Origin of the sequence: Cellulosimicrobium sp. CpK407 (genome assembly GCF_051844275.1) — a bacterium.
Taxonomy (GTDB): domain Bacteria; phylum Actinomycetota; class Actinomycetes; order Actinomycetales; family Cellulomonadaceae; genus Cellulosimicrobium; species Cellulosimicrobium cellulans_G.
This window is the reverse complement of sequence record NZ_JBGNYC010000050.1, coordinates 26597-34107: the sequence shown is the minus strand read 5'-3', so window position 1 is coordinate 34107 and position 7511 is coordinate 26597. Positions and strand designations below refer to the sequence as shown.

Here is a 7511-nt window from a genome sequence, read left to right as displayed (position 1 = left end):
CTCCGGCAGGGCGGCAGAACGCCGCGGGGCCCGGGACCGTACGGTCCCGGGCCCTGCGGCGTGGGGTCGCGGAAGACCCCGAGAGTCGATCGAGGAGGCTCAGGCCTCCTTCTTCTCCTCGGCGGCGTCCTCGACGGGCGCGTCCTGGACGTCCTCGGCGGGAGCGTCCTCGACGGCGACGGGAGCGTCCTCGACGGGCGCGTCCTCGACCGCGTCGGCCTTCTTGGCCGGCTTGTCAGCCTTCTTCTTGCTCGCCTTCTCCGCGGCCTTCTCCGCCTCGCGGACGACGGCCTGCTTGGGGCTGACGGGCTCGGTCACGAGCTCGATCACGGCGAGGGGCGCGTTGTCGCCCTTGCGCGTGCCGACCTTCGTGATGCGCGTGTAGCCACCCTCACGCTCCGCCATCTGCGGGGCGATCTCGGTGAACAGCGTGTGCACCACGGACTTGTCGCGCACGACGCGCAGGACGCGACGACGCGCGTGCAGGTCGCCGCGCTTGGCGAACGTGATGAGGCGCTCGGCCACCGGGCGCAGACGCTTCGCCTTGGTCTCGGTGGTCGTGATGCGGCCGTGCTCGAAGAGCTGGGTGGACAGGTTCGCGAGCATCAGGCGCTCGTGAGCCGGTCCGCTGCCGAGCCGGGGGCCCTTGGCGGGGGTAGGCATGGGATGTGCTCCTTGGGAAGTGTTCGCGCCGCAGGTGCGGACCCGGACGCGCTGAGGTGTCTAGAGCCGCAGGCTCAGTACTGCTGCTCGGTGTCCGAGAACGTCGCCTCGTCGTCGCCGTCGTAGTACGCGGCGGCCGACGGGTCGAAGTCGAGCGGCGAGTCCTTGAGGGACAGGCCGAGCTCGGCGAGCTTCTCCTTCACCTCGTTGATGGACTTCGCACCGAAGTTGCGGATGTCCAGCAGGTCCGCCTCGCTGCGTGCGACGAGCTCGCCCACCTGGTGGATGCCCTCGCGCTTGAGGCAGTTGTACGAGCGGATCGTGAGGTTGAGCTCCTCGATCGGCAGCGCCAGGTCCGCGGCGAGAGCCGCGTCCGTCGGCGACGGGCCGATCTCGATGCCCTCGGCCTCGACGTTGAGCTCACGGGCCAGGCCGAAGAGCTCCACCAGCGTCTTGCCCGCCGACGCGAGCGCGTCGCGCGGCGAGATGGCCGGCTTCGTCTCGACGTCCACGACCAGCTTGTCGAAGTCCGTACGCTGCTCGACACGCGTCGCCTCGACCTTGTAGGTCACCTTGAGGACCGGCGAGTAGATCGAGTCGACCGGGATGCGCCCGATCTCGGCGTCGAAGGACTTGTTCTGCGAGGCCGAGACGTACCCACGGCCGCGCTCGACGGTCAGCTCGATCTCGAGCTTGCCCTTGTCGTTGAGCGTGGCGATGTGCAGCTCGGGGTTGTGGACCTCCACACCCGCGGGCGGGACGATGTCCGCCGCGGTGACCGCACCAGCACCCTGCTTGCGCAGGTACATCACGACGGGCTCGTCGTTCTCCGAGGAGACGACGAGGTTCTTGATGTTGAGGATGACCTCGGTCACGTCCTCCTTCACACCCGGCACGGTGGTGAACTCGTGGAGCACACCGTCGATGCGGATGGAGGTGACCGCCGCGCCCGGGATGGACGACAGCAGCGTGCGACGCAGCGAGTTGCCGAGCGTGTAGCCGAAGCCGGGCTCCAGCGGCTCGATGGAGAAGCGCGAACGGTTCTCCGAGATGACCTCTTCGGTCAAGGTGGGGCGCTGTGCGATCAGCACTGGTGGTTTCCTTTCGGTGAGCGTCCGCCATATGACGCTGCACGGTTCAAGGCGAGGTGCGTGCCTGCGGCACGCGGCCCCGGCCGGGACTCTGTCCACCCGGTCGGGAAGGGTGCGTCGACCCCGTCAGGAGGCTGCTGCCCCGTGACGGGCGCCGTCGACGGGCTCCGCCGGTCGGTGACCGGGCGGCCCGTCGACGGCACGCCGACGACGAGGGTCAGACGCGACGACGCTTGGGCGGGCGGCACCCGTTGTGCGCCTGCGGCGTGACGTCCTGGATCGAGCCGACCTCGAGGCCGGCCGACTGCAGCGAGCGGATCGCCGTCTCGCGACCCGAGCCCGGGCCCTTGACGAAGACGTCGACCTTCTTCATGCCGTGCTCCTGCGCCTTGCGGGCAGCGGCCTCGGCCGCGAGGCCGGCGGCGAAGGGGGTCGACTTGCGCGAGCCCTTGAAGCCGACGTCGCCGCCGGAGGCCCACGCGATCACGGCGCCCGACGGGTCCGTGATCGACACGATCGTGTTGTTGAACGTGCTCTTGATGTGCGCCTGGCCGGCGGGGACGTTCTTCTTGTCCTTGCGGCGAGGCTTGCGCCCAGCGGCGGCGCGAGTCTTGGGAGGCATCTTTCGTTTCTCTCCTGGTCTGAGGTGGTCTGACCGCGGGGATCTCCGACCGGGACGACGTGGACCGTGCGGCCGACGTCAGCACCCGAGCGGGGCCCGCCCTGCGGACTGGCTCAGCGGGCCTTCTTCTTGCCGGCCACGGTGCGCTTGGGTCCCTTGCGCGTACGCGCGTTGGTCTTGGTGCGCTGGCCGCGCACGGGCAGGCCGCGGCGGTGACGCAGGCCCTGGTAGGTGCCGATCTCGACCTTGCGGCGGATGTCGGCGGCCACCTCACGACGGAGGTCACCCTCGAGCTTGTAGTTGCCCTCGAGGTAGTCGCGGAGCGCGACGAGCTCGGCGTCGCCGAGGTCCTTCACGCGCGCGTCCGGGCTGATGCCGGTCGCGGCCAGCGTCTGCTGGGCGCGGGTACGGCCGACGCCGTAGATGTAGGTGAGCGCAACCTCGAGCCGCTTGTCGCGGGGGAGGTCGACGCCGATGAGACGTGCCATGTGCCTTTCGGCTCCTCGTGCTTCGTCGGAGGTCTCTCGCACCGCCCTCCCACGGGGAGCTCCGTGGGCCCCGGCCTCCGAGCCGGGGGTTCCCCTGCCTGTGGCGTTCTCCTCCCGGACGCGTGTCCGGGGTGCCGAGCAGGTTCGTGGTGGTGCGCTGGTGGTCGTCCGTCGTCGTGACGGGCGGCCAGGTGACCGCGGTCCCGAGGGACCGTCACCCGTGGCGCAGGCGCGGGCTCAGCCCTGGCGCTGCTTGTGCCGCAGGTTGTCGCAGATCACCATGACGCGACCGTGCCGGCGGATCACCTTGCACTTGTCGCAGATCTTCTTGACGCTGGGCTTGACCTTCATCTTCGTTCCCTCAGTGGTGCCCCGCTCCGGGCGCGACCGACGAGCGGTCCCGGGATCCGGGTGGCGAGGCGGGTGAGTGGGTGGACGCGTGGCGACTACTTGTAGCGGTAGACGATCCGGCCGCGGGACAGGTCGTACGGGCTCAGCTCGACCACGACCCGGTCCTCGGGGAGGATCCGGATGTAGTGCTGGCGCATCTTGCCCGAGATGTGCGCGAGAACCTTGTGACCGTTGGCCAGCTCCACGCGGAACATCGCGTTCGGCAGGGCCTCGACCACGCTGCCCTCGATCTCGATGACACCGTCCTTCTTTGCCATGTCCTCCGCTAACTCTCGTCTGAACTGCTGGTACTCCCGCGCACGCCCGACCCGAGGGTCGTCCGTTCGTGGGAGGTGCGTGGAGCCGCGTGCGAGGATCGGTCGCCCGGGTCCCGAGGGACGGGGGCCGGTCGAACGACGTGCACGGACTACACCCGACGGACCATCCTACGGCATTCGGCAAGAGTCGCGAAACCGTGGCGGGCGCCGGAGGTCGTGCGACGCGTCACTCCCCCGCCGTGCGCCGGGCCGACCAGACAGGTGCCGTGCGGACGCCGGGCCGCGCAGGCGCGGGTCAGGTGCCGGGCGGGTAGAGGGCGTCAGGCCGCCAGGGGTGCGACGCGGACGCCGAGCTCCGCGAGCTCGGCCGCGCCGCCGTCGGGTGCGGTGAGGACCCAGATCCCCTCGTCGAGGATCGCGACGCTGTGCTCCCAGTGCGCGGCACGGGCGCCGTCGTCGGTCACGACCGTCCAGTCGTCCTCGCAGACCTCGGTGAACCGGTCGCCGAGGGTCAGCATCGGCTCGATCGCGAGGCACATGCCCGGGCGCAGCCGCGGGCCCTTCTCACGCGTGCGGTAGTTCGGGACGTCGGGCGGCTGGTGCATCGCGGAGCCGATGCCGTGGCCCACGTACTCCTCGACGATCCCGTAGGAGACGCCGTCGGACTCTCCCGAGACCCGGACCGAGTCCTCGATCGCGGCACCCACGTCGCCGAGCCGCTCGCTCGTGGCGAGCGCGGCGATGCCCGCCCACATCGCGCGGCGCGTGGCCTCGACGAGCGCCTCGTCGCGCGGCTCGCCCTCCCCGAGGACGAAGGAGACGGCCGAGTCGCCGTGCCAGCCGTCGACGATCGCCCCGCAGTCGACGGAGACGATGTCGCCCGGACGCAGCTCGCGCGGACCGGGGATGCCGTGCACGACCTCGTCGTTCACGGACACGCACAGCGACGCCGGGTATCCCTCGTAGCCGAGGAACGACGGCGTCGCGCCGGCGTCGGCGATCACCGCGGCGGCGAGCGCGTCCAGGTCGGCCGTCGTCATGCCCGGGCGGACGGTCTCACGGACCGTCTCGAGCGCCCGCGCGACCACGAGGCCGGCGCTGCGCATGGACCGGACCTGGTCGTGCGTCTTGTACTCGATGCGCTCGCGACCGAACACCCTGCTGCTCCCCAGAACCTGACGGACGAACGGACGGCGCTCAGCCGACGAGCGCGGCCAGCGCCGAGACGATGCGTCCGGTGATCTCGTCGACGTCGCCGATGCCGTCGACACGCACGAGCAGGCCGCGCTCGTCGTAGGCGGACGTGAGCGGCGCCGTCTGCTCGGCGTAGATGTCGAGGCGGCGCGCGATGGCCTCCTCGGTGTCGTCCTCGCGGCCCTCGATCTCCGCGCGCTTCGCCAGTCGGGCGAGGAGCTCGTCGCGGTCGGCCGTGAGCTCCACGACGCCGTCGAGCGCGACACCCAGGTCGGCGAGGATCGCGTCGAGCTCGACGACCTGGGCCGCGTTGCGGGGGTACCCGTCGAGGATGAACCCCTGCGCCGCGTCGTCCTGGGCGAGACGGTCGCGCACCATCGCGTTCGTCACCGAGTCGGGGACGAGGTCGCCCTTCGCGGTGTACTCCTGCGCGAGCCTGCCGAGCTCCGTACCGCCCTTGATGTTCGCCCGGAAGATGTCTCCGGTCGAGATCGCAGGGATGGCGAGCTGCTCGGCGAGCCGGGCGGCCTGCGTCCCCTTGCCCGCGCCCTGCGGGCCCATGATGACGAGACGCGCGGGACGCGAGGTGGACTGGCCGTCGGTGGCGTTGCTCAACGGAGGAACCCTTCGTAGTGGCGCTGCTGCAGCTGGGAGTTGATCTGCTTGACCGTCTCCAGGCCGACGCCGACGACGATGATGATCGAGGAGCCACCGAACGGGATGTTCGTGCTCACGCCGAGCCCGATGAGGACCAGCGTCGGCAGCAGGGCGACGAGCGCGAGGTAGATGGAGCCCGCGGACGTGATGCGGGTGATGACGTAGTCGAGGTACTCGGCGGTCGGCCGCCCGGCACGGATGCCGGGGATGAAGCCGCCGTACTTCTTCATGTTGTCCGCGACCTCGTCCGGGTTGAACGTGATCGACGTGTAGAAGAAGCAGAAGAACAGGATCATCAGCACGTACAGCACGATGTGCAGCGGCGCGGCCGGGTCGGCCAGGTTCGTGCTGACCCAGATGACCCAGTCGGCGCTCTGGTCGCCGAACTGCGCGATGAGGCCCGGGACCGCGAGCAACGAGGCCGCGAAGATGACCGGGATGACGCCGGCCATGTTGATCTTGATCGGGATGTAGGTGCTCGACCCGCCGTACATGCGGCGCCCGACCATGCGCTTGGCGTACTGGACGGGGACGCGGCGCTGGGACTGCTCGACGAACACGACCAGGCCGATGACGACCACGATGACCGCGATCATGATGATGAAGTTCGTCGCGCCGTTCGCACCACCGGCGATCGACCACAGGGCGGTCGGGAAGCTCGCGGCGATCGACGTGAAGATGAGGAGCGACATGCCGTTGCCGACGCCGCGCTCGGTGATGAGCTCGCCGAGCCACATGATGAGGCCGGTGCCCGCGGTCATGGTGATGACCATGAGCGCCATCGTCAGGAAGCTGCCGTCGGGGATGACGTCCACCGAGCAGCCCTGGAAGAGCAGGCCGTTGCGCGCCGTCGTGATGACGGTCGTCGACTGGAGGATGGCGAGGGCGATCGTCAGGTAGCGCGTGTACTGCGTGAGCTTCGCCTGGCCCGACTGGCCCTCCTTGTGGAGCGCCTCGAATCGAGGGATCACGACGCGCAGCAGCTGGACGATGATGCTCGCGGTGATGTACGGCATGATGCCGAGCGCGAAGATCGACAGCTGGAGCAGGGCGCCACCACTGAAGAGGTTGACGAGGCCGAGCAGGTCGTTGCCGTCGGCGGTCTCCGCGATGCACTGCTGCACGTTGGGGTAGTCCACACCCGGCGTGGGGATGAACGACCCCACCCGGAAGATCGCCATGATCGCGATCGTGAACAGCAGCTTGCGCCGCAGGTCGGGCGTCCGGAAAGCCCGGGCGAATGCGCTGAGCACCTATCCTCCTGGCCCGCCGAGGCGGGATGTCGTGTCGCCGGGAGGCCCGGCGAGGTGTGACGCACGGCACGGGCGCCAAGAGGCACCCTAGCCGTAGCGCCGCGTCGAACGGCAAGTCGGTCCCGACGACCGGACGGACCGACCGTGGACCTGCGAGTGACGGCGGTCACCCCGGGGTGCGGGGAGACAACCGTCGGAGAGTCTAACCGTGGCGCGCTGCCGGACGGACCACGGGTCGTGCGGGAGGGCCTCCCCAGACGCGGACAGGGCCGACGGCGCGAGCGCGCCACCGGCCCTGTCCAGGGGTGTCAGTCCTCCGAGACCGAACCGCCGGCCGCGAGGATCTTCTCGCGCGCGGCGCCCGAGAGGGCGTCGACCGCGACCTCGAGCTTGACGGTGATCTCGCCCGTGCCGAGCACCTTGACGAGCTGGCCCTTGCGGACCGCGCCCTTCGCGACGAGGTCCTCGACGGTGACCTGGCCACCCTCGGGGTACAGCGCCGCGAGCTTGTCCAGGTTCACGACCTGGTACTCGGTGCGGAACGGGTTCTTGAAGCCGCGCAGCTTCGGGAGGCGCATGTGCAGAGGCATCTGCCCGCCCTCGAAGCGCTCGGGAACCTGGTAACGAGCCTTCGTACCCTTGGTACCGCGGCCCGCCGTCTTACCCTTCGACGCCTCACCACGACCCACGCGGGTCTTGGCCTTCTTGGCGCCGGGAGCCGGACGCAGGTGGTGGATCTTGAGCGTGCCGCCGGCACCCTCGGTCTGCTTGCCCGACTGCTTCTCGGCAGTCGCGGCCTCCGCCTTCGCGGGGGCCTTGGCAGCAGCCTTCTTCTTCGGAGCCTCGGCGGTCTCCTTGGTGGCCTTCTCAGCCAT

General features: G+C 69.9%; 10 protein-coding genes. All 10 read right to left on the bottom strand.

The features are described 5' to 3' along the window. Positions 1–99 precede the first annotated feature (99 nt). Complete coding sequence (gene rplQ / locus ABWU78_RS17535) at positions 100–663, bottom strand: 50S ribosomal protein L17 (protein WP_253050813.1); 564 nt, start codon at positions 661–663, stop codon at positions 100–102. A gap of 74 nt (positions 664–737) precedes the next feature. Next, the gene (locus ABWU78_RS17530) at positions 738–1754 is read right to left on the bottom strand and encodes a DNA-directed RNA polymerase subunit alpha (protein ID WP_253050812.1); all 1017 of its coding nucleotides are present in this window, start codon (positions 1752–1754) and stop codon (positions 738–740) included. A 217-nt stretch (positions 1755–1971) separates the two neighbouring features. Continuing rightward, positions 1972–2376: a 30S ribosomal protein S11 gene (gene rpsK, locus ABWU78_RS17525; protein ID WP_021479759.1), complete on the bottom strand. Its 405-nt coding sequence runs from the start codon at positions 2374–2376 to the stop codon at positions 1972–1974. Between the two features lie 113 nt (positions 2377–2489). Then, positions 2490–2864 (bottom strand): 30S ribosomal protein S13, encoded by a 375-nt coding sequence (gene rpsM, locus ABWU78_RS17520; protein ID WP_021479758.1) that lies wholly within the window; start codon positions 2862–2864, stop codon positions 2490–2492. 237 nt (positions 2865–3101) lie between these two features. Next, the gene (rpmJ, locus tag ABWU78_RS17515; RefSeq protein WP_003956441.1) at positions 3102–3215 is read right to left on the bottom strand and encodes a 50S ribosomal protein L36; all 114 of its coding nucleotides are present in this window, start codon (positions 3213–3215) and stop codon (positions 3102–3104) included. Between the two features lie 95 nt (positions 3216–3310). Continuing rightward, on the bottom strand, positions 3311–3532 hold the full coding sequence (gene infA / locus ABWU78_RS17510; protein WP_012867920.1) for a translation initiation factor IF-1: 222 nt from the start codon (positions 3530–3532) through the stop codon (positions 3311–3313). 320 nt (positions 3533–3852) lie between these two features. Beyond that, positions 3853–4689 (bottom strand): type I methionyl aminopeptidase, encoded by an 837-nt coding sequence (map, locus tag ABWU78_RS17505; protein WP_353707802.1) that lies wholly within the window; start codon positions 4687–4689, stop codon positions 3853–3855. Between the two features lie 40 nt (positions 4690–4729). Then, positions 4730–5341 carry an adenylate kinase gene (locus tag ABWU78_RS17500; protein ID WP_439159063.1) on the bottom strand — a complete coding sequence of 204 codons (612 nt, stop codon included), beginning with the start codon at positions 5339–5341 and terminating at the stop codon, positions 4730–4732. Further along, the gene (gene secY / locus ABWU78_RS17495) at positions 5338–6636 is read right to left on the bottom strand and encodes a preprotein translocase subunit SecY (RefSeq protein ID WP_253050810.1); all 1299 of its coding nucleotides are present in this window, start codon (positions 6634–6636) and stop codon (positions 5338–5340) included. The genes ABWU78_RS17500 and secY overlap by 4 nt, the downstream gene beginning before the upstream one ends. 308 nt (positions 6637–6944) lie before the next feature. Beyond that, positions 6945–7511 (bottom strand): 50S ribosomal protein L15, encoded by a 567-nt coding sequence (gene rplO, locus ABWU78_RS17490; protein WP_253050809.1) that lies wholly within the window; start codon positions 7509–7511, stop codon positions 6945–6947.